Origin of the sequence: Chloracidobacterium validum, assembly GCF_018304825.1 — a bacterium.
In the GTDB taxonomy this organism is placed as follows: domain Bacteria; phylum Acidobacteriota; class Blastocatellia; order Chloracidobacteriales; family Chloracidobacteriaceae; genus Chloracidobacterium; species Chloracidobacterium validum.
On sequence record NZ_CP072649.1, the window covers coordinates 73,443 to 95,401 of the forward strand.

The following is a 21,959-nucleotide window of genomic DNA, read 5'->3' on the forward strand; positions in this document are numbered from 1 at the left end:
TTCCAATGCGATTCAAGCACTTGATGCACCATGTGGCCAGCGCCGTTCTATTGGCAGCGGCGTTGGTTGTTTCCTCCCCGCCTGTTTCGGGTCAGAAAACCGACCTCAGCCCCACCGTCGCGACGACACCGGGTCGCAACAACGGCAGTCGCGCAACCGACCTCCCCCCCACCACACTGTCCACCCTCCTCTGGGACAACGGGCCCTTCAACAATCTGGATGGATTGGCTTCAGAGGAAACCACAAGTATCTCAAACGCCCGCACCGCCGATGACTTCGTGATCACATCCGGCGCAACGATTGACACGATTACCTTTGATATTTACGTGGACCCCGCTGCAAGCTACACCGGCGCGGTGGATATCTACGCTGACAGTGGCGGGAGCGGTCCGGTCAACGCCCTGCCGCTGGCCACCTACACCTCGACCAGTTTCACCGTCGTGGGCAGCGGCTTTGGACTCGACATTCGGCGCTACACGGTGACGCTGTCGCCGACGCTCACGTTGTCGCCCGGCCGCTACTGGGTCAGCGGCCACGTCATCGGCACGGGCAGTGGGCGGGGATTTTTCTGCACCTCCAATGGAGCATCGCCGAGTACAGAAGAGCCCGGCTACTTCCGCAGCACATTTTTTAGCGTCCCGAACTGGGCGCTGGCTAGTTCCTTTATTGGCGCTCCGCCGCACTTTGCCTTCACCGTGAGCGGGACGACATCCAGCACCAAGGTCAATGTCAACGCCAACGTCAACTTGGTGACGACCCTGACCGGGACGCTGGGCTCCGCTTGCACCCCAAACTACCTGAATCAGTTCAACATCAACGCCAACTTGGTCAACACCGGCACGATTGTCCTGGGCAATCCCGAGTTCCAGGTCGTCGAGCTACAGCACGCCAACGGCACACCGCCACCCAATCCCTACCGGCTCAAAACGGCGGATGATTATGTAGCCTGCAACACGGGTGGCGTCGTGGGTTCAATCCAGCAGGTGTCGCCGGCTCCGTTCAACCTCAACCCGGGGAGCGCCGTCCCTGTGGCGTTTCAGATTGACCTGCCCGGCCCGACGCAGCCGCGACGGTTTCGGTTCTTCGTCAATGTCTTTGCCGTCCTCGGTCCGGTTTCCGACAGCACGCCCCGCCCGGAGAAAGGTCTCAAGAAGCACAAGCTCGGACAGCTTGCGATTGAGGTGACCGGGTATGACCAAGCCGGTGAGCCGGTGTTGGCGACGCGGTTTGTGCCGGAGCGGCATCTGCGGGGTACGCAGATTGGGATTCAGGGGGTGAAAGCCACGCTCGTACGGCGGTAGGCTAGTAGCCTTGTGGGCTCACAGAGACAACGTCCCGGCGGCAGGGTTTCACCTTGCGGGCGGGACGTTGCTTTGTGTGGTGGGGTTCTCAACTGTGGCGGGCGCTTGGCCCGCCGTGGTCATCCACGCCAGGCCAACCAGCGCCGGGGCGAGCGTGTTGATGGCAAACAGCAAGAGCGAAGCGTTGACCGCCGTCGGGACGCCAACCCCATGCGCGTGCAGAATCACGGCGGCCGTTCCTTCACGAACACCGATGCCGGCTGGTGTTATCGGGATGAGGTTTGACAGCAAAATCCACGGAAAGGCGAAGGCAATCACGGCAAAGCCGACCGGCTCAAACGCCCGCGCCAACACATACAGTGACACCACGTCTAACCCGGTGAGCAGGACGGCGGCTATCAGGTTAGCGGCAATGTCGCGGTGACGCAGACGCTTGAGCGCGGCCGCCGCCGGATAGAGCCGTTCCCGCAGCCACGCCGGAAGGTAACGCGCGGCCAACAGGGCCGGTAGTCCGACCGGCAAGGTGAACACCAGCAGTAACGCGCTGCACCCGGCTGCGGCCAACGGCCACCTCCAGTCCGGTGGGGCAACGGCCAGTGTCCCAAAACAGGCGGCGGCACCCAGGGCGGCAACGTCGGTTGCGCGGTCAATGAGAAACAGTCCGGCAGCCGCCGTCCGCATTCCGGGTGGGAGAAAAGCCGCGCGCCCAAGTTCGCCGACCCGGCCGGGCGTGACCAAACCGAGCGCCATGCCACACAGCAGCGAACGACTGGCGGTCAGCCGTGAAGTCTCCGCACGAACGCGCATCAGAAGCCACCGCCACTTGGCAGCGCGAATAACCAGCATCGCCCCACCCAGGCCCAGCGCCGCGCCAATCCAACGCCAATCAGCGTCACGAAAAGCCAGGCCCACGGCGGCAAGGTGGCCGGTTCGCGCCGCCAGCGCCAGCAGCCCCGCCAACGCCAGCCACTTGGCGACCGTCCAGGCGGTCTGGCGCGCCGACCGCGTCCCAGGTTTCACAACTGAAAGCCGTCGCCCAACTGCCGAACCTCCCGCTGCGGCGCGTCGTGCAACGTCCGCGGGGCCGGACGGCCGCCGCGCTCGATAAACGCCAGCAAGGCGCGCGCGCGTTGGATGTAGGGCGGGGGACTAGGGTCAGGCACGAGCGCGACGGCGCGCTGCAAATCAGCGCGGGCGCGCGGCACATCGCCAAGGTAAAGCAGGACTTCACCCCGATTCACCAGCGCCACGGCGTCATCCGGCGTCGCCGTCAGGACGCGGTTCAGGTGGGGCAACGCCCCGGCGTAGTCCCGGACACGCAGCTTGAGCGCGCCCAGCGCGGACTGAAAGTACACCGTCGCCGGAACCAGCGCGGCCAGGCCTTCAAAGACGGTAATGGCTTCGGCATGCCGCCCCTGCTCGGCCAGGCTGTAGCCCAAATCGGTCACCAGGCGAACCTCTTCGGGCGTCCAACCGGTGGCCGCCGCCAGCGACAAGCCACCTTGCAACCAGTCGTGATCCTGTTTGGTGAGCATGGACAATTCCAAATGCGAGCAGATGGCATCGGTTTCCCAACGCTACCGATGGAAGCGAGTGACTGCAAGCTGGAAAACCCTGTCGGAAAAAGCCATGACCCTTTACTTTTTGGACCGGCTCTGAGAAAAACGATGGCTTCCATCCTCGTTGCGCGCAAACGTCACATCACGGCAGCGGCTGGTTTCTCTATGCTGAAAAAAATTCCATTACACTGGCAAATCCTGGCCGGCATGGCGCTTGGGCTGGCCATCGGCTTTGCCGCGGATAGATTTGGCGCGCAACAGTTCGTCAAGCACTGGGTCAAGCCCTTTGGAACGATCTTCATCAACTTGCTCAAGATGATCGCCGTGCCGCTGATCATCGCGTCGCTCATCAAGGGCATAGCGGACATGAAGGACATCAGCCGACTGTCCCGGATGGGCTGGCGCACGCTTGCGCTCTACTTGTTGACGACGGCAGCGGCGGTGGCCATCGGCCTCGTCATCGTCAACCTCGTCAAGCCCGGCGCCGGCGTTGCTCAGGCAACCCGCGAAAAGCTCCTGCGAACCTATGCCGGGGAAGCCGAGCAGCGCATCAGCAGCGCCCAATCCGAGCAGGAAAAGGGCCCGCTTCAGCCCCTGGTGGACATCGTCCCGGACAACGTCTTTGCCGCCACGACAGACAATCGCCGGATGTTGCAGGTCATCTTCTTTGCCCTCCTGGTTGGCGTCGGACTGATCCTCATTGCGGAAGACCAGGCCAAGCCCGTCAAGGCGGTCGTTGACGGGCTGAACGAAGTAATCCTCAAACTGGTGGACTTGATCATGCTGGCCGCGCCGGTTGGCGTCATGGCGCTGCTGGCCGCGCTGGTGACGGAATCACCAAGCGCCGACATCCTGACCAGTCTGGTCTGGTACGCCGCCTGTGTCGTAGCCGGCATTGCCCTTCTGGTGCTGGTGTTCTACCCCCTTTTGGTGCGGCTTCTGGCGGGCAAGTCCTATCGGTTTTTCTTCCGGGGCATCATGCCGGCCCAGTTGGTGGCCTTTTCGACCAGTTCGAGCGCGGCGACCCTGCCCGTCACCATGGAGCGGGTGGAAGAACACCTCGGCGTGTCGGAAGAAGTCGCCAGCTTCGTACTGCCGATTGGGGCAACGATGAACATGGACGGAACGGCGCTTTACCAGGGCGTGGCCGCCGTCTTCATTGCGCAGGTGTTGGGCCTGAATCTCAGCCTGGGCGATCAGTTGGGCATTCTCCTGACGGCAACGCTGGCCTCGATTGGCGCGGCCGCCGTCCCCAGCGCCGGGCTGGTCGTGCTGGTCATCGTCCTCGGCGCGGCCGGCATTCCACAGGCAGGACTGGCGCTCATCTTTGCCATTGACCGCCCGCTGGACATGTGCCGAACAGTCGCCAACGTGACGAGTGACGCCTGCGTTGCCATGGTTGTCGCCAACACCATGGGGCTCCTGGGTGAGCCACACGAACGCCGACTGGACGACTTTTACCCGAAGCCACAGGAACCGGCCTAGCGCGTCACCGACCACATCACAAGTGACGGGCACGGCTTTTCCCACGGCCAGTGCCTTTGAAAAAACCGGCACTTCGCTGCAAAAGCGGCTCCAGGTCTTGAAAAGCCTTGCGCGCCGGCCGCCGCCGCATAGCATGCCGGTTGTTTCACAAATCTGAGGACCTGGTTTCGCATGGCTACGCAAACGGACTGGTTGCTCGCGCTTGCCCTCGCCTACGAACGCAATACCAGTCAAAACCCCATTCCACCGGCCGAACTGTTCGCACTCTTGCCCGAAGAAGCGCGGCAGGCATTGGAACAGCGGCAAGCGGGTATTCTGGCGGGTGACGACGCGGCCGTGACCGCCTGGCTGGCCCCGACCCTGGATGACCTGCGCCGCCGCGTTCGGCAGAAGCCGCTCACGCTGGATGCGCGCATTCACCCATCCCACATTGCGGCCGTCCTGCGCGACGAGCCGCCCTACATTCAGCGGTTGCTCCTCGCCACCTTGCCGGCGCCAACCGGGGCATCCGTGGCGCGCGCGCTCCGGCAAGGGCAAGCCCGCCTCAACCCAGACGACCTAGCCCCGGTGGCACCGGTGCTCAACGCCGTCCGCCAGCGATTTTTGGAGCACTTCGTCAGCGCCGACCAAATCGCGCCATTGACCGCGTTTGACGAATTGACCGAAGCCGAGTTGCACCAGGTCGCCCAGGCGGTCGGGATTGCCGAGTTGGCGCTGGCCGGCTATGACTTGCCGACGACGGAAGCCGTCACGGCCCTGCTGCGGCGCTTTGCCGAAACCGAGGCCCGGGCGATTGCCGAGCAGATAGCGGCCCTGCGCGTACAGCCAAAGGCTCCGGCCGTGGCGCGCCGCGAGTTTGCCCGCCAGATCGTCCGCTCCGCCATGACGCATCACAAACGCGACCCAGAACTGACCACGACCCTCGGCTGGCAGGTGGTGATGACGGCCGTGCCGGCCGCCTGCGAAGCCAACCGCCTTGCGTTCATGTTCCAAAAACTGACGCCCAAGTTGGTGCGGCGGCTCCAGGAATGGCTCGATGCGCCACCGGTAGCAGCACTGCCCGACTTGCAGCGACAACTGTTTCAGGGGATTTTGCGGATCGCGCAACACCATCGTAACGGAACCATGCCCGACTTGTCGGCAAAAGCCGTGCCGTTGGCATAGCCTGCCCCGGCCAGTCCACATCAGCCCATGCTCATCGTCAAACCTTCCAGTTCCGACTTCGTTCCCCTCACAGGCGGCATCGTCAAACGCCCGATGGTCGAGGCGCGCGCCGAAGCCCGCCGGCTCATCAACGAAGCCCAGGCTGAAGCCAGGCGGCTCGTGGATGCCGCCCACGCCGAGGTGGAACGGGTTCGCTCCGAAGCCTATGCGGCCGGCTACGAAGCCGGCCTCAAAGAACTGACCACCCACCTGCTCGACGCGCAACGCCGCCGTGACGCTTTGCTGTCCAGCGTGGAGCGCGAAGTGCTGCGCCTGGCGCTGCGTATCGCGGAAAAAATCATTGGGCGTGAGATTGAAACCCAGGACACTACACTGCTGGACATCGTCCGGGCCGCGCTACGCAACATTCGGCAGGCGAGTGCCGTGACGATCTGCGTCAATCCGGCCGACGTGCCCAAGCTCGAGCGCCACCGAGAAGCCATCGAAACACTCCGGCGCGGACAGTTTGTCAATATCGTTCCAGATACGCGGGTGTCGGTTGGAGGCTGCATCCTGGAAAGTGAGTCCGGTATCGTGGACGCTCAACTTGACACCCAACTGCGCGTGCTTGAGCAAGCGCTGCTCGACCTACACGATATGCAGCGGCGTGACGCGCGGCCTGGTTCGCTCGAATGAACTTTCGGACACAACAGAAACCTTCGGAAAGCGCACGCTTGATTGCGTTGGGGGTGGCTACGGCCGTTTGCCTCCTACTGTCCATCGCTCTAGGCGGAGGACTATGGTTGTTTTTTGGTGCCTTGCCGACGCCAGCGCCCAGCCCGCCAGTGAACACACCAGCCAAGCAGCCGGTTCTGGTCGAACCGTCAGCGGCGCCGGCTCCCCCGCCGCCAACCCCACCGACACCAGTCATTGGAACGGTTCTGATCCCGGCCGGCCTCGTCGCGCTCGGCGGTGTGGATGGGGTTCCTCCACGTAAGGTCGCCGTCGAGACGTTCTTTATCTTGGAAACTGAAGTCACCAACCAGCAGTATCAAGAATTCATCACCGCGACGCGCCATGCTGCGCCGTCCGGGTGGGCCAACGGCAACTTTCCGGTTGGAGCCGCCATGCAACCCGTGACCAATGTCTCCTGGCACGACGCCAACGATTTTTGCGCCTGGTACAGCGCGAAAATTGGGGCAAAAGTGCGCCTCCCGACTGAAGCCGAATGGCTGCGCGCGGCCCAAGGGGATGACAACCTGACATATCCCTGGGGCAAGGACTGGCAAGACAACGTTGCCGCCTCGAAGCAAACCGGCGGGAAAATTTTTCCGGTCAAGAGTTTTCCGGCCGGCCGCAGTTCCTACGGGGTTTATGATTTGGCCGGCAATGTCTGGGAGTGGACAAACGACGTTGAGTTAGACGCACAGGGCGCACCCAAAGCCGATGACAAGGGACAAACCCGGCGCATCATCAAAGGTGGTTCGGCGGATGAAGACCCCCGGACACTGATCCTGAGCGTGCGCAAAGCCGTTCCACCCACGGTCACGGACCCCCTGCTCGGCTTTCGTTACATCGTTGTGCCAAACTCGGCACCGGCGGCTGGTGCGACGGCAGCCGGTTCGCCACCAAGCGCATCCAAGCCCTGAACTTGCCTTGAAGGCTTGTTGTGGAGGTACGCTTATGACCAAGCCATCCGGCATCTGGCCCGTGGGGCTGGCCCTGCTGCTCTGTTGCACCATTGGCGAGCTGTGCCGCGCCCAGGAATCCAACATCGAGCGGCGCCTGAAGGGCGAACCCAAACCGGTGGAATCGCACTCTGAGCCGGACGCCACCCTGCCAAAGGAAAGGAAACCGCCATCGCGTCCACGGTTGGCGCATCCATCGTCCAAAAGGGTCATTCCGGCGACTGACCCGACACCTACCCCACCAACCGGCGAAACTCCGCCGAAACCGATTGACATCTTGGTAGCCGTCAATGTCACCCAGGCCGCTATCTCCATCGGGGAGGAGGAAGTCGGCATCGCCCGCTGTGACCAGCCGCTCAAACTCCGGTTGTCGCCGGGTGTCGTCCGCATCAGTGCCACGAGTGACAACTATTTGCCGTTTTCCCAGGAAGTCCAAATCGCTCCCGACACAAAGCGCCTGGAAATCGCGCTGGACTACGACATCGAAGCGCTCTTCGCCCGTTACGAGAACCCGCGCACGACTAACCTAGTCACGGCCGAAGAATGGGAGGCGCTGGTTGATACTGCCAATCGGCACATCGAGTCAGGCGACCTGCGCGTCGAGTACCGCGCGCTGGAACTCCTCGGACAGGGCATGCTGGCCCTGCGCGTGGGGGATACGGCCAGCGCGTTATCCCGATTGTTGGGAGCCACTCGACTGTTTCCGACCTCTGCCGTAGCCAATTACGCGCTCGGGCAAGCTTATCTGGCCGCCAATCAGCCGGCCGAAGCCATTCCGGCCTTCCAGCGGTCCATGGCCGCCAACCCGGTGCTGGCCATGGCGCATTATGGCTTGGGGGTTGCCTTGCTACGGCGCGGGCAGGCACGCGAAGCCGTGCCGAGCCTGGAACGGGCCGAAGCGCTGGGTTATGCGCCGCCCGACCTGCCGGTACAGCTTGCCCGCGCGCTCGTGGCGCAGCGGTCGTACGGCGCGGCCATCGAGCGGTTGCGCCCGTTGATGCTGTCGCCTTCGGTGGACGTACTCATCACCCTGGGCGACGCCTACGCCGGACAAAAAAAAGCCGACGCGGCGCGCGAAGCCTACGAAACGGCGCTCCAGCGCGACCCGGCGTCACCACTCCCGCCGGCCCGCCTTGGAGAAATGTTGTTCCGAGCAAAGAAATACCAGGAGGCGCTCCCTTACTTGCAGCAGGCCCTGGACCTTGACCCCAATGGTCAACTCGTTGACGTCGGCGCGTTGCGCGCCATGCTTCAAAAGACTGTAGACAAGAAGAAAAAGTAAGTCATTGGGCAAGCGCCTCGCTCGCGTCTGCCCCAGAGGTCGTCTGCCACCTTCCTTGACGCAAAAAAAAACACTATATGCTGCAAATGAAAAAATAGTGTTCGGATTTCCAAATCAAAATTGTGTTTTTGGAGGTCACCGTCATGCCACACGCCCACTTCGAGACAACACCGGCCAGCGCCCGTCGGCGGCAACCTTCTGGCTTTGGCAAACCCGTAGTCAGCCTGGCATTCGGGCTTTTCTTGTTGCTGTTCCCAATGTCCGGTTATGCCCAGCCTCGTCACCAAGCTGAAGAAAGCACCGGCTGGCTTACGGCCATGCCAGATGTGTCAGCGGACGGATTTGCTGCGGATATTCAAGTTTCGGCGGTGACAAGCGAGGCGCAGCCCTTCCGAGTCACCTACGTCCAGACCCGCAATCTCACCAAGCGCCGTCCTGCGGAACTACAACTCAAGTGGTTTCTGGTTGAAGCTGGTACCACCCAGCGCGTGCTTGCCAGCGGTCAAGTCAGCGCAAAGCGGCTGCCCCGGGAAGTGGCTCAGGCGCTCCAGGAAGGCAAGCGAGCTGATGTCGAAGCCGTTGTCGGCCGACGCGAGTATGGCCTACCACTGGGCGCATGTTTGGAAGCGATACGCCAGGCGCAGGCAAAACAGGCCTGCCTGCTGCTGGTGGCGGAGCAGGTCAAGTTTGAAGACGGTGAAAGGTGGCAACGCACCGTAACCTCAGCGTCCGTTCTGACGGGGTTAGGAAGCGCGCCCCCTCACTCAGCACACAACGTAGGTTGTCCCGACCAAGTTACCAAGTTGGCGCTATGCGTTACGACGTTGACGGCAATCCAGTTGGCTATAAATGTGTGAGTCCTGGGCCGTTGTCGGGTGGACAGCTTTGTCAAAACGCGGGCACAGCCTGCCCCAATAAACTTTGCCATCCCAAGCAAGATGATGGTGATGACTGGTGGGTGCTTGTGCTTTAGCCAGTGCTGAAATTCCAGACCCGAAAAATGGGTCAACCACCAGCCCGCCTTCCGGACACAGATGTTGAATTGGTTAACGCATCGGCTCAGCCAGCTTCTTGCCCCAGTCTTTGTGGAAGGCGTAAAGCCCGCGATAGGCCGCTGGATCAGCAAGAGCATTGGTTAAAGGTGGAGTGCGAATTCAGGCAGGTTAAGTTGCATTTCTGAGAGCGTGAAGCAACGCAAGACCGTGCGTACCAAATGTACTGGTCAGACGATTCGAACGGGGTTCCCACCATCTTGAGCGCCTAACGATTGCAGTCAGCGGCGCCCGCTGCACTGCCTTGTTGGGCCGCAGTGATAGTCCACGGCCTAATCTTCCGTAGCATCGGTCCAACTCACGTTCAGCCACTTCCGTATCGTGTGCCACTTGGTCACGCAACCAGTAACCGCTAGACAGACCAAAGAACCGACAAAGGCGCAAGTCGGTGTCCGCGGTTATGGTGCGCTTTCCAGCAACGATCTCGCTGGTGCGCTGCGCCGGTACGTCGATCTCCTTGTCCAGTCGGTACTGAGTAATCCCCATAGGAGTAAGGAACTCCGCCAACAGAAGTTCCCCGGCGTGATTGGCTCGATCTTGCTCATAGTCCTTGCAACCTAGTGATAGGCGACAATCTCAACGTCGTCGGCACTTGCGTCTGACCAACGGAAACACACACGCCACTGATCATTGACGCGGATGCTGTACTGCCAGATCGCCGTCCTTTCAGCGCCTCAAGGCGCTTTCTAGGCGGCACCCGCAGGTCTTCGAGACGGGATGCGATCCCATCTGACGCAGCTTACGTCTCGCAACAGCCTCGATGCTTCACGAAGCGCTGACCCAAATGCCTTTAGCCAGTCTAGTGCGCAGTTAGCCGACGATCTTGTCGTACTCCGCATGCGTGCCGATCCAGAACCAGAGTAAGCCGTCGGGGGCTTCGACAGCGACAGCCCGATAGTGCAGCCCGACACGAGCAGACCAGAACCGGCCGACCTTCTTGAAGTGAAGGGACGGGTGCCGCGAATCAGTCTTGAGAAGGGAAAAGGACTTGTCAGCGAGCCCCTGAACCTCAGCGGGAAGAGCCCGATAGCAGGACCAGAAGTCGGGGGACGCATAGTGATTCAAAGTTTCGTGGACTGACCTGCTACATGAGCGCGAAGTGCTTTCTCGGCGAGCGCATCAAGTTTTCCTGATCTCACGTCCAACTCGAATTGGCGGTCCCAGCGGTCGGCATCGAACTCGGCGTACCAGCGTCGGAACTCAGCTAGCTCATCAGGGGAAAGCTGCTGGATCTGCTTCTCTAGATTTTCAACTTTGCTCATGATGCACCTCAGCGACTTGGCGCCAGTGTACGTGCGCCCCTGCCATTTGGCGGCTAACCAAGAATTAAACTGCACGATTAAGTTGCATCGGTAGAATATCCCCCAGCCCGTAAAAATAAACAACCAAAACAGCCCATATCCAGTCCCTGCCAGTTATTCGAATGCACAGACATTACCAATCCGCTGTCGTGCGGCAAGCGCCGCGTCACGCCCCCGAACCGGCCCGGTCGTATGCAAGTGCTCGAACGCAAATGGCGTATCCCTCCGGCGCAGCGAGCAGTCGCTTACCGTCAGGGTTTCGATGGTGATCGTCCCGGCGTCGGCTGGCGCCGCGGCGTCAGTTGCGGACAGAAATGCCGTGGCGGTATGGGACGAAACCGAAGTTCCCGAAGGCGAGCTTGCCGGGCCGGCCGTGAGGCCGGTGGCGGACTCTTCCACGGTCAGGTGCGTGAACGTCGGGGGCTGGCGAAAGCAGTTGAGCCATCCAATATGGAATTCGCCTACGGAACTCGCCGCGCCGATGGGTGGCGGCAAGTAGCTCTTCCGGGCGGTTCTGACCGAGGGTGGCATCTTGAACGGCCATCGTCAGCGGGAGAAACGACGTAGCTTGCGCCTTCGCCAGTTGGACTGGCGCGCCGAGGGCGACTTTCCGCCATGACACCAGCGATTCTGGTCGCCCTGCTCCGCCAGAAGTTGACAGCGGAACAAAAGCTCACGGCGGAGTCCTCGCCCTCCTCTCGCCCCCGACGCTTATGCGGTGGCGGCGGCTCGCCCAGTTCCTGCGCCTCAACGACCGGATGCCCGCGCCGCCCCATTCTTCGTCTCCCAAGCTTCATCCGGCGGGTGTTTCCAAGACGCCGGACAGTGTGGGAAGTCGCGCCTTACCGCTTTCACCTGAGTTACAGCTCAGGTGAGGCGTCTGCGGTAAGAGCCTTGTGATACGACTCGCCTTCGTGACCACCCGGCTACATTTTTTAGCCGGGTGGACGCAACATGCCGGATGGTTGCCCGAAAACCTGGATAGGTGGCACTCCGCCGCCATGCCTTAGTTTACGGAGCCATGCGTCATGAAAGTCAATCCATCGGCAACGCCGGCGGCGTCATCCCAAGTGAAAACCAAACCGGCCGCACAACAGGCGCGGTCCCAGGATTTCGATGCCTTGCTGAACCTGCCGGATGACCTCACCGACGCCGATGCGCAAGCCTCGGATGCGTCGGCTGCGGCGGCCATGTCTCCTCTTGGCGGATACGGCGCAGCCGACGTGAGCGCCGACGGACGTGACGCCGAACAGACCAGGCAGCCAACCGATGATCCACCGCCGCCGCTGACGGCCGCGGAAGAGGCAGCCCAGGCGGCCATGCTGCCGGGCAATCGGGAACTGCGCCCCGAAGCCACTTCCGACGTGACGCCGCGCCGCATCCTGCACGTCGTGGACATGGAAAAAATCGTCGCCACGGTCCGTACGCAAACCTTTTCCGGGAATGAAGCCCAGGCCACGATTCAGCTTAGTCATTCAATCCTCGACGGACTGAGCATCAAGCTGCAAACCGACGCCCGTGGGCGCGTCTCGGCGGAAATCACGGCGACGACCGAAGCCGCCAAGCGCATCGTGGATGCCCACGCCCGCGAACTCAACGACCTGCTGCGCATGCGCGGCCTCGATGTCACGTCCTTCTCGACGAAACTGGCCGAAGGTGACGCGGGGACGGCCGCCGGTGACGAAGGCGGCGCATCGCCGCAATCGTCGGGGGGACGGAGGGCCTTTGCCGACTTCGCCACGGAAGCGGTCGAACCGGAACCGAAGGCATCGGCGGCGGATGGCGAGGGCATCTACACGGCCTAGGGCGTTGGCGCGTCTATCGCCTGCCGCATGGTTTCACAAAACTGCTGCACGGCCGCCGGGAAGTCATCACCGGCAGCCTGGATGATTTCGATGATCCGGGAGCCGGTCACGACGCCGTCCGCGCCCAGTTCGATCATGCGTCGGGCAGCGTCCGGTGTCGAAACGCCAAACCCGACGCACAGCGGCAGGTTGACGGCCGCCCGCGCCCGCGCCAGCACTGACTGAAGCTGGTTGTCGAAGTTCGTTTCGCTGCCCGTAATGCCCAAACGAGAGACGACGTAGAGAAACCCTTCGGCGACTTCGCCGATGCGGCGCAGTCGTTCGGCATCGGTGAGCGGCGAGACCATGAAAATTGGGGCAATGCCGGCCGCCTTCGCGGCCGCCGCCGTTTCAGTCGCAACTTCCGGCGGCAGGTCGGCAACCAGAACGCCATCCACGCCAACGGCTTTGGCTTCGGCAAAGAAGGTCTCGGCACCGCGCGCCGCCACGACGTTGTGATACACCAGGAGTCCAATCGGAATGTTGGCGTCCCGTCGCCGCGCGTCGGCAACGAGCGCCAGCGCATCCCGGACGCCAAAGCCGGCGGCCAGCACATCGTGGGTGGCTTGCTGGATGACCGGCCCATCGGCAATCGGATCACTGAAGGCAATGCCCAGTTCGAGCGCGGCAGCGCCGCCGGCGAGCATGCGTTCGATGCTGGTCAGGCAGCGCGCGCGGTCGGGGAAACCAAGCACGGTGAAGGGAATGAACGCTTTGCGATTGGCTTCGCGGAGACCGGCGAAGCGCACGTCATAACGATTCATCAGGCGGTTGGGTGCGAGGCATAGCGCAGGGGATCGGGGACGCCAGCCTCGGCAAATCCTTTCAGGCGAAGTACACAGCTATCACAGCGGCCGCAGGCCAGTCCGTCCGGCGTTGGATCGTAGCAGCTATGCGTCAGGCTGTAATCCACCCCAAGCGCCAGTCCGCGCCGGATGATCTGGGCCTTGGTCAGTTCGATGAGGGGCGCATGGAGTGTCCAGGACCGACCACCTTCCACCCCGGCGCGCGTGGCCAGGTTGGCCATGGCTTCGTAAGCGCGCAAGTACGCCGGCCGGCAGTCGGGATAGCCGGAGTAGTCATACACGTTCACGCCGAGAAAAATGTCGGTCGCGTCAAGGGTTTCCGCCCAGGCCAGCGCGAACGAGAGAAAAATCGTGTTGCGCGCCGGGACGTATGTTACCGGGACGCCCGCCGCCATCGCTTCGGGCAGCCGGTCCTTCGGCACGGGCAGGTCAGAGGTGAGCGCCGAGCCGCCGATGGCGCGCAGATCGAAGGTGACAACCAAGTGCCGGACGACGCCAAACGCCGCGGCCACCCGTTGCGCCGCCGTCAGCTCGCGCCGATGCCGCTGTCCGTAGTCAAAAGACAAGGCGTGACAGGCGAAGCCTTCCGCCTGGGCAATCGCCAAGGTGGTGGTCGAATCCAGTCCGCCGCTGAGCAAAACCACCGCCGGACGCGGTGAAGCCGATGTCGGCATGGCCTAAAACCTCACGGGTGCGCTGCGGGGCTATGGTGTTGATCGTAATCCGGCTTGTCCACGAACGCCGGGAGGCAAAAGGGAGCGTCCGGGATCGCCGGCCGTCGGCAGGCGACGATGCGTACCGTCCGGGATTTCGGAATTCGGCGCATGGCGCGTCACTGACGACTGTCGAAGACAACCTTTCCCAAGTCCCGATCGACCACCCGTTGTGCCCGCAGCCGCGTGGCTTCTTCGAGTTCGAGCGTGATGACGGGAAACTCATACCACACCTCACCCCGGTCGTCAGTGCGAATGTCACCCGGCAGGTCACGCACGAGCTGCGCCAGGATGTTCTCAACCGTGGCCTTTGACAGCGGTTCGGGCGACCCCGGTTCATTGACCAAGCGCAACACTTGGTCGGCGGTTTGCGGACGCCCACGGTTGGCAAAAATCGCCTTCATGACCCGCTTGCGACGGTTTTCGGCATTGCGACGGATGTTGCTGGCAATGACGCCGGGCAGGCGCAACAGCGGTACGGCAAAGAAGATAAGTGAAAATGTAAAGGGGACGATACCCAACCAAGTGGTCAAAAACTCATCTTGTCCACCAGCCAGCATGATCAGCGAGAACACCAAGTTGAAGCCGTTGAGAAAGATAATCAACCCATTCATGTTGGGCGTATTGCCGGTGAGCAAGTAGGGCGGTTCGTACTCATCCCAGTAGTACTGAATCCGGTCTTCGGTCTGCTCACCGGCCGTGCGCAAGAGCCGATCGAACTGCCCGTACATGAGCTTGCGGTCACTGATGCGGATGTCGCCCTGAAAGCGCCCGATGCAGTCGGAAAAAAAGAGCGCGGCCGGGGTGGAGTTCATCCCTGTGAGCGCCTTGATTTCCGAAACCATGAGAATGCCCTTGTTGCGGCGCAAATAAGCCGCGACTTCTTTTTGGTTCTCCAGTGGGTCGCGCTCGACACGCGGTGGACCAAACACAAAGTCATACACCGAGGCAATGAAGTTCTTGGCGTCTTTCTTGTCCTGCAACAAGGCGGGCTGGGGCTGATAGGCGGCATACCGGTAGCCCTGGCGGTCGGTCCGGTAGGTCTTTGCCTGACGCGCGGTATTCCACTCAAAGATAGCTAGAAACAGCCGAAACAAGGCCAGAGGGAAGCGACCGGCGGAGCTTCGGCGTCGGCGACTGTTCTTTCCATCCGACAGCACCGCCACGATCATCATCACCAGGATGACCAGGAAGATGAGAAAATAGACAACCAGCGTGATGGCAATCCACGCCTTGAAGCACAATACAAAGCCTTTCCACAGCAGCTTCAGGGCGTCGTCGAGGTATTCACGCAGAGACTTCTCATCGCGCCGGTGCAGGCGCGGGCCGAAGTCGTAAATGATGTCGCCGTTTTCTGTGACCTGAAGGATGCAATCGTAGCGCGTCAGCAAGGCGCGCAACGCCGCTTCGGCTTCATCAACCGACAGGCCGGTAACAGCCGCCGCTTCGGTCAGCGTCAACCGCTTGGTCGCAGTCGCCAGACGGCGCTCCATCACTTCCACAGAGACAGACATACATTCGACAACGGCCCGAGAAAGTGTTGCTTGCAGCGTGCCACAGGCGGTGGTTCGGGCCAAGCGTCGGTCAGGGAAACGTCCGGCCTGCACTTCCGGGTTGAAGTCGTGCCGCGCCGGCGCTTACCGGGCCAACACCCGAACGAGAATGCCAAGGCGGTCGGCCAGGGTGCGCGCCGCCGCGCCAAACCCAAAGCGCAGGGTGTCCACGAAACGGTCGAAGGGCGAAGCCACGCCGTCCGGCGGGCCGTCAAGCACAAAGGCCGCAAAGGCGGCTGTCAGCCCTTGTCCGCCGTCCGCGACGACGTTCCAGCCAGGACGGAAGTTAGACGCCACGCCTTCGAGCATCTGCACTAGCCGGAAGGCGTAGAGCAAGTCGGGCGGAATGATGAACTTGAGATTTGGGGAACCGCGCAGGAGGTCTTCCAGCGCCGTTACCCGGCCGCGGGTGTCGTGATTGAACGCGACGCTCAACCGCGCAAAGGCGGCCACGAACCGCTCGGCTTCGGCGCGGGGGGCGTCCGGAGGCAACATCCCTGACGCATACAGGCACTCGACCACACGTCCGATGTCGCCGCTCAGGGCCGCGCGCGCGGCATCGTAGAGCGTGCGGCGGGTCCGTTCCGACAACTCGCGCACGAGCCCGAAGTCCAGCAACACCAGCGTGCCATCGGGCTGCACCAGGAAGTTACCGGGATGGGGATCGGCGTGATAGTAGCCATCGAGCAGCATCATCCGCGCATAGAGTTCGACCAGCCGATTGAGCAAGGCGTCGGTATCAATGCCCCAGGCGCGGATTTGTTCCACGTTGGCAATGCGAACGCCGGAGCAAAACTCCAGCGTCAGCACATTGGCCGTGCAGCGCGCCGGGACGGTGTAGGGCACGTACACGCCCGGCAGTCCCGCCAGTTGTTCGCGCAGCCGCTCGGCATGGTCGCGCTCGGCGGCAAAGTTGGCTTCCTCGAAAAACCCGGCTTCGATGGCGTCCAGAATGTCATCAATCAGCTTCCACTGGCGGCGGGGATCAATCCGCCGGCCCAGCCCGGCCCACAGGCGCAGCAGACGTAGGTCGAGCGTAAGGAGTTCGCGGGTGTCTGGACGCAGGAACTTGACCACGACGTCCCGCCCAGCGTACCGGGCGCGGTGGACCTGCCCAATGCTGGCCGTGGCGAGGGGCGTTTCATCGAAAGCGTCAAACGCGAGGTTCAGCGGCAGACCGAACTCACGTTCGAGCGTTGGTTTGACTTGGTGAAAGGCAACCGGCGTGACGCTATCCTGGAGCCGTGCCAGTTGGGCAACGTAGGGAGCCGGGAGAAAATCGGCCCGCACACCCAAAAGCTGGCCCAGTTTGACGAAAATGACCCCCAGGCGTTCGCAGGCTTCCCGCAGCCGCCGCGCGGCACGGGCGTCGAGGGCGGCCAGGTGCGGCGGCGCGGACCCCAATGTCGCCCAGAGCAACCGGCGCGTCACCAACCACAGAACCGGCAGGAACGTGAGTAAAATGATCAGCGTGCGCCCCAGCAGGCGGAGCGGCCGCGCGGCTTTGGCAGGCGATGACATGGCGGCAACAGGTTCAGTCCCTTCCTTTGACGGCCAGCACCATCAGCCGCCGCCGGCCGTCGTAAAGCGTTAGTCGGCTGCCTTGAATCTCAAACTGATTGACGCGCGCGAGCGCCCGGTTGAAGCGGGTTTCCAGCTTGCGCACCGCCTCGTCGAGACACGCCCGCTTGGTGCCGACCGGCCGACCCAGCGTGAGACTGGTCCCACGAACGGTATAGCTGCCCGAAAAACGGTTGCAGCCATCCGAACCGGTAAAGCGCCGAGTCCTCACATCGAACTCGATGAACGGTTCGTCAACGTTGACCGACTCGCCTTCGATTTCAATCAACGTCCAGCGTTTGCCGGTCAGGTCGCCCGGCGCGCCCACCGGCGGTTCGGGAGCCGGATTGACCGGCTCGACGGGTGGTTCTTCTGAGGCGCGTGGGCAAGCCGCGCGATGCGTCACGGATTCAGCCTGGACGGTCGGTGAAGCATCAGGTTGCAGGCTATAGGTAACGGTGGCTGTGCGCGAGGGGCAGCAGGCCGCATCCCCAGCCGCATACCGACTGAACTCGGCAACGATGCGGGTTGCCGAAACCAGATGCACATCAATAAGCGCGCCATCGGCACGGGCGTTCATGGCGACCGGTGAAAGCGTGCCGGCGTAGCGCCCATCCCAATAGATAAATGCCTGGTAGCCCAGTGGACGACACATGCCGTCCAGGCCAGTGGTCGCCATGACGACTTGCAGCCGGTCAAAGGTCTGGGTTGCGCCATAGAGTTTCCAGCCACGACTCAGAATCGCCCGCTCGGCGGTGCTCATGGGCTTGCGCAGTTGCTCATTACAGATCGCCGGAGCGGCGATGTCCGGCACAGGGGGCGGTTCGGGCAGGGTCGCCGGGCGACCGGCGGGGCGGTTCCAGTTTGTGAGTGGACGATCCAACCAGCTTCCGGGCTGGCCAAGGACGGCGGCCGGCATTGCCGCCGTAAACAGAAGCAAACTCAAATACCGCGCAGCCCGGTCGCTCAGACGCATGGGGACCTCAATCAACCTTACAGATGGCTAGAACACGGCCGATCAGACAGGCATCAAGCGCCTTCAGCGTCACCGGCCTTGGCGGCTGGCTTGGGCGCGGGCTTGGCCGCCGGTTTTTCCGCTCCCGGTGCCTTGGGTGCGGCGGCGCGCGGCGCGGCGCCACTGCCCATGGTTCCGGCCTTGCCCGGATCGAAGTCGGCCAGGTCATTGTAGAGCCGGATGTAAAAGTTTGGGAAGAAACTCGAAAACTGGAACGTCGTCACGTAAAAAATCCCGGTTCCGGCAATGGCTGCCAGGCGCACCAGTCCTTCGAGCGGCTTCAGGTCGTCGCGGTCAAACTTGAGTAAATCCATGCGAGCCGTCCTCCAGGAAGTTGGTTAGGTTATTTGTTGTCTGGCTTTCCAGCCGGATTTGGACGCGAACCGCCGCCAAAGGGAGGCGGCGCGGTAGGCCTTGGACGCGGCGCGGCCGCCGGAGGTGGCACAGGCGACGTCATCTTTTGGGTTTCTTCGAGGGACTTGGTATCTGGAGGCGGAGAAACCAGCCTTTGCGTTTTCTCCACCGAGACACTTTCCGTTGGTTTGGCAGACGGCAACGGCGTGGTCGGACTACTCTCAGGTGGTGTGGATTCCCTCTTTTGGACAGGTGTCTCCGCCACCGCCGCGGGTGGTGGCGCGGCCGGTTTCGGCGGCGGTTCTGGCTTTGGCGCGGGTGTCTCCGCTGCTGGTGCTGGAGCAGGGACAGCCGGTTCCGGCGCGGGCGCTGGTGACGGAGCTGGTGACTTAGTCGCTGGCGCGGGTGGTGGCGCGGCCGGTTTCGGTGGCGGTTCTGGCTTTGGTGCAGGCGTCTCCGCTGCTGGTGCAGGGACGGCCGGCTTCGGCGCAGGTTCCGGCGCAGGTGCTGGTGACTTAGCCACTGGCGGCGGCGCGGGCGTCTCCGCTGCGGGCGGTGGGGCCGGCGCCGGGTCCGCGGGTTTGGGGGCCGGGGCAACCTTGGCTTCCGGCACCGACGGCGACTCGGACTTCGGTGCCGGTTCAGATTTTGGGGGCGGCGTCACCGCCTCCGCCTTGGGTTCAGGTTTTGCCGGTTCAGGTTTTGGCGCTGGCTTGGCGGCCGAAGCGGTCATTTTGGGCGCTGCCGGCTTGGGCGCTTCCGGGGCCGGCGCCGGGATCGGCAGCTCATCCACATCCGCCGACAGATCGGGGAACATGGTTTTCTGAACCTTGATGAATGCGCCGGCAAACGCCGTGTAGGTGTTACCGACATTGTCAATGTATTCGGCGAGCGCGTTTTCAAAATCACCGAAACGCTCATTGATGACGGAGCGAAACAGTCCCATGGCAGGTTTAGCGTTCCTTTCGAGACAGCGGTGCCGCGCCCCGGCACCACTCAACGGGGACTGAAGCGGGGGGAACTCGCAGCAGTGGGCGCTTTGTCTCCACTGTAAGCTGCCACGCCGGTAAGTGTCAATTTGGCTTTGACTTTGGCCTGGCTGCGTATGTTTTCAGACAAAGCTTGCCGAGCCGCTCAAAATCCACCACGATAGAAACCCACTCCCCGCGTTTTCGCTACAGCCAATCGCTTCGCTAGTTCTCAGTCGGCCGTCATCCCATGCGTATGTCTCGTCCATTGCATCGTTCATCCTTGCCCATCGGCGTTCTCGTACTGTTTGCCATGCTGGGCGGGCTGCTAGCCGCTTGTTCGCGGAACACACCAACGCCGCGCCCACCAAAGCCGATTCAGGCCGACACGTTTGAAATCGGTCCGTTGACGCCGGTGACGATTGCTCCGGGCAAGGACTTGACGAAGTTTCTGCACAGCGACCATACCGAACAGGTAGATGCCCGGCTGAACTGTAACTACTGCCACGGCGTCGAAGCCAACCTTCAGAAGATGGCGCAGTATGCCGACAACCCCAAAGAAGCCAACAAACCCCCTTATCCGGGCCACGCCAGTTGTATGGCCTGCCACATGGCCGAGTTCACCCAAACGCAAGCCACGCCGGGTGGCACAGCCTCCGTGACAACGAAAGACGGACGAACCGGGCAGTGGTCAGGCATGTGCTATGTCTGCCACCAGCAGGTCGGGCTTGACAAGGAAGGGGTCAATGCCATGGACGTGTTCCCCGGAAGACTCAGCCACAACATCATCTTCACGGCCGAGCAGCACCGGGAACACATGGCTTACAGCTATCCATCCGACGTGCCAGACCAGAAACGGGCCGGTCAGAAGATGGACGACAAAACCTGCCAGGATTGCCACACCGTGCTACCGCGTCCGCAGCCGGGCGTGAACTTCGAGGCGCACACGACCTGCTACGCCTGCCACCGGACGAGCGCGTACCAGCCGCCAGCGCTCGGCGTCAAAAGCGAGGTCCAGCCGGGCGCCCAGGCTTCCGGCGCGTGCAACACCTGCCATGTGGCGACGACCGACCCCAAGGCGCTTCGGCCGCTCGAGGCTAAAATGCAGGGCGTACGGTCCTATTCGTTCAAATTCACGCACTACGCCCACCAGCAGGGCAAGTGTACGGATTGCCACAACCTCAACGGCACGTATGCCAACCAAGTTGGCACGCCACGCGCCAAGCAGCATCTGAGCGGCACGCGCTCATCCATCGGGCAAGGGTGTTTCAGTTGCCATGATGGCAGGCGCGTCTTTGGCGACCTCGATGCGAATGGGCAGGCGACGCAGGCGCACTGCTTGAAATGCCACACGCCTGGGCAGCTTGGTCCGCTGTTTGGCTCGCCAACCGCCGCCGTCAGCGGCGCGCGCGAAACCATCCGTTGACAGTGCGCCGCCGGGCCGGCATCACCGGCCGACGGCAAGTATCCAACCCCTTCTTTTCTGGCCCTTCTTTTCTGGCCCTTCTTTTCTGGGCATGACAGGCAAGCGGCGACTCGTGTATTGTCACTCACGCTTTGACCTGACCAACGTCGTCACCCCGGCAAGCATCAGATAGGGCGTCCATTGCGTGGATGTTGAACACGATGGTGATGCGTGTGGGTGAACCCTCCCCCGTCTGTGGATTTTCCCGCCCAGAGGAGCCAAAACAACACTATGAAACGATGGTTGATTGCGGTTTATATGCTCAGCGCCGGCTGGTTAGTGCTGGCACCAACGATGGCCCGGCTCACCATTGCGGCTGCGCCATCCCTGACGAACGAAGATGCCAGCACGAAAATGCCGGGGAAAATGGTGTTTGACAACACCGAGAGCGACCCGCCGTTTTCAAAGTATGCCGGTTACAAGGACGACAAAGGCAAAGCGCCCTTTGATCACCAGCAGCACGTGGACTACCAGGGGTCAACCTGCGTCGTTTGCCACCACACCAACTCGAAAACACTGGTTGCCAAGGGTGACACGGCGAGCGAGCCGGTGATGAAGTGCACCGTGTGTCACACGGATCAGGACAAAGCCCCATCACCCGTCGAAGGCACCAACGAAGATCACAAATTCAAAGATGTACCGGCCGTAGAAGCCGAGACGGCCTATCACGGCGCTGACAACTCGAAGAGCGCCGCCAGCGAAGCCGGGTGTATTACGTGTCACAAGCGCCTGACCAAAGAATTTCCGAAAGCCGGTAAAGTGGTGTCATGTAGCAGTTGCCATACCGGGCAGGACTCCTAACCGGTTTAGCACCGCGCTGGGTTCTGCCATCGGCGTCAGGCCGTTCATCGGCATCGGGCGCTATGGCAG

Annotated in this window: 21 protein-coding genes and 1 pseudogene; 10 read left to right on the forward strand and 12 right to left on the reverse strand. The window is 62.3% G+C overall.

Features of this window, described 5'->3' with window-relative positions; all coding sequences use genetic code 11:
- The first annotated feature begins 5 nt into the window (after nt 1–5).
- Nucleotides 6–1,301: a hypothetical protein gene (locus J8C06_RS11415; RefSeq protein WP_211430291.1), complete on the forward strand. Its 1,296-nt coding sequence runs from the start codon at nt 6–8 to the stop codon at nt 1,299–1,301.
- Nucleotides 1,302–1,349: 48 nt separating this feature from the next.
- Here J8C06_RS11415 and J8C06_RS11420 read toward each other — a convergent pair whose 3' ends face one another.
- Both J8C06_RS11420 and J8C06_RS11425 read right to left on the reverse strand, forming a co-directional pair.
- Nucleotides 1,350–2,321 (reverse strand): lysylphosphatidylglycerol synthase transmembrane domain-containing protein, encoded by a 972-nt coding sequence (locus J8C06_RS11420; RefSeq protein WP_211430292.1) that lies wholly within the window; start codon nt 2,319–2,321, stop codon nt 1,350–1,352.
- Nucleotides 2,318–2,836: a tetratricopeptide repeat protein gene (locus J8C06_RS11425; RefSeq protein ID WP_211430293.1), complete on the reverse strand. Its 519-nt coding sequence runs from the start codon at nt 2,834–2,836 to the stop codon at nt 2,318–2,320. Before J8C06_RS11425 ends, J8C06_RS11420 begins: the two co-directional genes overlap by 4 nt.
- 132 nt (nt 2,837–2,968) lie before the next feature.
- On the opposite strand from J8C06_RS11425, the gene J8C06_RS11430 reads away from it, so the two are divergent.
- The 6 genes from J8C06_RS11430 (at nt 2,969) to J8C06_RS11455 (ending at nt 9,315) form a co-directional block, all read left to right on the forward strand.
- On the forward strand, nt 2,969–4,345 hold the full coding sequence (locus tag J8C06_RS11430) for a dicarboxylate/amino acid:cation symporter (RefSeq protein ID WP_455423730.1): 1,377 nt from the start codon (nt 2,969–2,971) through the stop codon (nt 4,343–4,345).
- A gap of 171 nt (nt 4,346–4,516) precedes the next feature.
- Entirely contained in the window at nt 4,517–5,509 is a 993-nt protein-coding gene (locus J8C06_RS11435) for a hypothetical protein (RefSeq protein WP_211430294.1), read from the forward strand.
- 27 nt (nt 5,510–5,536) lie between these two features.
- The gene (gene sctL / locus J8C06_RS11440) at nt 5,537–6,184 is read left to right on the forward strand and encodes a type III secretion system stator protein SctL (RefSeq protein ID WP_211430295.1); all 648 of its coding nucleotides are present in this window, start codon (nt 5,537–5,539) and stop codon (nt 6,182–6,184) included.
- Between the two features lie 107 nt (nt 6,185–6,291).
- Nucleotides 6,292–7,137, forward strand: a complete 846-nt coding sequence (locus tag J8C06_RS11445; protein ID WP_211430296.1) for a formylglycine-generating enzyme family protein — start codon at nt 6,292–6,294, stop codon at nt 7,135–7,137.
- Between the two features lie 34 nt (nt 7,138–7,171).
- Nucleotides 7,172–8,458 carry a tetratricopeptide repeat protein gene (locus J8C06_RS11450; RefSeq protein ID WP_211430297.1) on the forward strand — a complete coding sequence of 429 codons (1,287 nt, stop codon included), beginning with the start codon at nt 7,172–7,174 and terminating at the stop codon, nt 8,456–8,458.
- A gap of 143 nt (nt 8,459–8,601) precedes the next feature.
- Entirely contained in the window at nt 8,602–9,315 is a 714-nt protein-coding gene (locus tag J8C06_RS11455) for a hypothetical protein (RefSeq protein WP_211430298.1), read from the forward strand.
- A gap of 306 nt (nt 9,316–9,621) precedes the next feature.
- Here J8C06_RS11455 and J8C06_RS11460 read toward each other — a convergent pair.
- The 3 genes and pseudogenes from J8C06_RS11460 to J8C06_RS11475 form a co-directional block, all read right to left on the reverse strand.
- Nucleotides 9,622–10,029 (reverse strand): annotated as a pseudogene (locus J8C06_RS11460) (HigA family addiction module antitoxin); the annotation flags it as partial.
- Between the two features lie 542 nt (nt 10,030–10,571).
- A complete protein-coding gene (locus tag J8C06_RS11470) occupies nt 10,572–10,772 on the reverse strand; it encodes a hypothetical protein (RefSeq protein ID WP_211430299.1) in 201 nt (66 codons plus the stop codon).
- A 153-nt stretch (nt 10,773–10,925) separates the two neighbouring features.
- Nucleotides 10,926–11,342, reverse strand: a complete 417-nt coding sequence (locus J8C06_RS11475) for a hypothetical protein (protein ID WP_211430300.1) — start codon at nt 11,340–11,342, stop codon at nt 10,926–10,928.
- Nucleotides 11,343–11,839: 497 nt separating this feature from the next.
- Between J8C06_RS11475 and J8C06_RS11480 the strand changes: the two genes are divergently transcribed.
- Complete coding sequence (locus tag J8C06_RS11480) at nt 11,840–12,616, forward strand: flagellar hook-length control protein FliK (RefSeq protein WP_211430301.1); 777 nt, start codon at nt 11,840–11,842, stop codon at nt 12,614–12,616.
- On the opposite strand, the gene trpA is transcribed toward J8C06_RS11480, so the two are convergent.
- The 7 genes from trpA to J8C06_RS11515 all read right to left on the reverse strand — a co-directional run bounded on the left by trpA (nt 12,613) and on the right by J8C06_RS11515 (nt 19,602).
- A complete protein-coding gene (trpA, locus tag J8C06_RS11485; RefSeq protein ID WP_211430302.1) occupies nt 12,613–13,419 on the reverse strand; it encodes a tryptophan synthase subunit alpha in 807 nt (268 codons plus the stop codon). The two genes, J8C06_RS11480 and trpA, sit on opposite strands and share 4 nt — an antisense overlap.
- Nucleotides 13,419–14,135 carry a 7-cyano-7-deazaguanine synthase QueC gene (queC, locus tag J8C06_RS11490; RefSeq protein ID WP_211430303.1) on the reverse strand — a complete coding sequence of 239 codons (717 nt, stop codon included), beginning with the start codon at nt 14,133–14,135 and terminating at the stop codon, nt 13,419–13,421. The genes trpA and queC overlap by 1 nt, the downstream gene beginning before the upstream one ends.
- A gap of 158 nt (nt 14,136–14,293) precedes the next feature.
- The gene (locus J8C06_RS11495) at nt 14,294–15,688 is read right to left on the reverse strand and encodes a hypothetical protein (RefSeq protein ID WP_211430304.1); all 1,395 of its coding nucleotides are present in this window, start codon (nt 15,686–15,688) and stop codon (nt 14,294–14,296) included.
- A 123-nt stretch (nt 15,689–15,811) separates the two neighbouring features.
- A complete protein-coding gene (locus J8C06_RS11500) occupies nt 15,812–17,248 on the reverse strand; it encodes an ABC1 kinase family protein (RefSeq protein ID WP_211430305.1) in 1,437 nt (478 codons plus the stop codon).
- A gap of 13 nt (nt 17,249–17,261) precedes the next feature.
- Nucleotides 17,262–18,263, reverse strand: a complete 1,002-nt coding sequence (locus tag J8C06_RS11505; RefSeq protein WP_211430306.1) for an META domain-containing protein — start codon at nt 18,261–18,263, stop codon at nt 17,262–17,264.
- A gap of 53 nt (nt 18,264–18,316) precedes the next feature.
- Entirely contained in the window at nt 18,317–18,616 is a 300-nt protein-coding gene (locus tag J8C06_RS11510) for a hypothetical protein (RefSeq protein WP_211430307.1), read from the reverse strand.
- Between the two features lie 29 nt (nt 18,617–18,645).
- A complete protein-coding gene (locus tag J8C06_RS11515; protein ID WP_211430308.1) occupies nt 18,646–19,602 on the reverse strand; it encodes a hypothetical protein in 957 nt (318 codons plus the stop codon).
- A gap of 278 nt (nt 19,603–19,880) precedes the next feature.
- On the opposite strand from J8C06_RS11515, the gene J8C06_RS11520 reads away from it, so the two are divergent.
- Nucleotides 19,881–21,050 (forward strand): cytochrome c3 family protein, encoded by a 1,170-nt coding sequence (locus J8C06_RS11520; RefSeq protein ID WP_211430309.1) that lies wholly within the window; start codon nt 19,881–19,883, stop codon nt 21,048–21,050.
- Nucleotides 21,051–21,320: 270 nt separating this feature from the next.
- Complete coding sequence (locus J8C06_RS11525; RefSeq protein WP_211430310.1) at nt 21,321–21,890, forward strand: cytochrome c3 family protein; 570 nt, start codon at nt 21,321–21,323, stop codon at nt 21,888–21,890.
- Nucleotides 21,891–21,959: the final 69 nt, after the last annotated feature.

What these genes read in the sequence shown, in the direction of transcription:
- J8C06_RS11480 (WP_211430301.1), top strand. Translation starts at nt 11,840, where the DNA reads ATGAAAGTCAATCCATCGGCAACGCCGGCGGCGTCATCCCAAGTGAAA.
- J8C06_RS11495 (WP_211430304.1), bottom strand. Translation starts at nt 15,688, where the DNA reads ATGTCTGTCTCTGTGGAAGTGATGGAGCGCCGTCTGGCGACTGCGACC.
- J8C06_RS11450 (WP_211430297.1), top strand. Translation starts at nt 7,172, where the DNA reads ATGACCAAGCCATCCGGCATCTGGCCCGTGGGGCTGGCCCTGCTGCTC.
- sctL (WP_211430295.1), top strand. Translation starts at nt 5,537, where the DNA reads ATGCTCATCGTCAAACCTTCCAGTTCCGACTTCGTTCCCCTCACAGGC.
- J8C06_RS11510 (WP_211430307.1), bottom strand. Translation starts at nt 18,616, where the DNA reads ATGGATTTACTCAAGTTTGACCGCGACGACCTGAAGCCGCTCGAAGGA.
- J8C06_RS11475 (WP_211430300.1), bottom strand. Translation starts at nt 11,342, where the DNA reads ATGCCACCCTCGGTCAGAACCGCCCGGAAGAGCTACTTGCCGCCACCC.
- queC (WP_211430303.1), bottom strand. Translation starts at nt 14,135, where the DNA reads ATGCCGACATCGGCTTCACCGCGTCCGGCGGTGGTTTTGCTCAGCGGC.
- J8C06_RS11425 (WP_211430293.1), bottom strand. Translation starts at nt 2,836, where the DNA reads ATGCTCACCAAACAGGATCACGACTGGTTGCAAGGTGGCTTGTCGCTG.
- J8C06_RS11415 (WP_211430291.1), top strand. Translation starts at nt 6, where the DNA reads ATGCGATTCAAGCACTTGATGCACCATGTGGCCAGCGCCGTTCTATTG.
- J8C06_RS11500 (WP_211430305.1), bottom strand. Translation starts at nt 17,248, where the DNA reads ATGTCATCGCCTGCCAAAGCCGCGCGGCCGCTCCGCCTGCTGGGGCGC.
- J8C06_RS11505 (WP_211430306.1), bottom strand. Translation starts at nt 18,263, where the DNA reads ATGCGTCTGAGCGACCGGGCTGCGCGGTATTTGAGTTTGCTTCTGTTT.
- J8C06_RS11455 (WP_211430298.1), top strand. Translation starts at nt 8,602, where the DNA reads ATGCCACACGCCCACTTCGAGACAACACCGGCCAGCGCCCGTCGGCGG.
- J8C06_RS11470 (WP_211430299.1), bottom strand. Translation starts at nt 10,772, where the DNA reads ATGAGCAAAGTTGAAAATCTAGAGAAGCAGATCCAGCAGCTTTCCCCT.
- J8C06_RS11520 (WP_211430309.1), top strand. Translation starts at nt 19,881, where the DNA reads ATGTCTCGTCCATTGCATCGTTCATCCTTGCCCATCGGCGTTCTCGTA.
- J8C06_RS11515 (WP_211430308.1), bottom strand. Translation starts at nt 19,602, where the DNA reads ATGGGACTGTTTCGCTCCGTCATCAATGAGCGTTTCGGTGATTTTGAA.
- trpA (WP_211430302.1), bottom strand. Translation starts at nt 13,419, where the DNA reads ATGAATCGTTATGACGTGCGCTTCGCCGGTCTCCGCGAAGCCAATCGC.
- J8C06_RS11430 (WP_455423730.1), top strand. Translation starts at nt 2,969, where the DNA reads ATGGCTTCCATCCTCGTTGCGCGCAAACGTCACATCACGGCAGCGGCT.
- J8C06_RS11525 (WP_211430310.1), top strand. Translation starts at nt 21,321, where the DNA reads ATGAAACGATGGTTGATTGCGGTTTATATGCTCAGCGCCGGCTGGTTA.
- J8C06_RS11435 (WP_211430294.1), top strand. Translation starts at nt 4,517, where the DNA reads ATGGCTACGCAAACGGACTGGTTGCTCGCGCTTGCCCTCGCCTACGAA.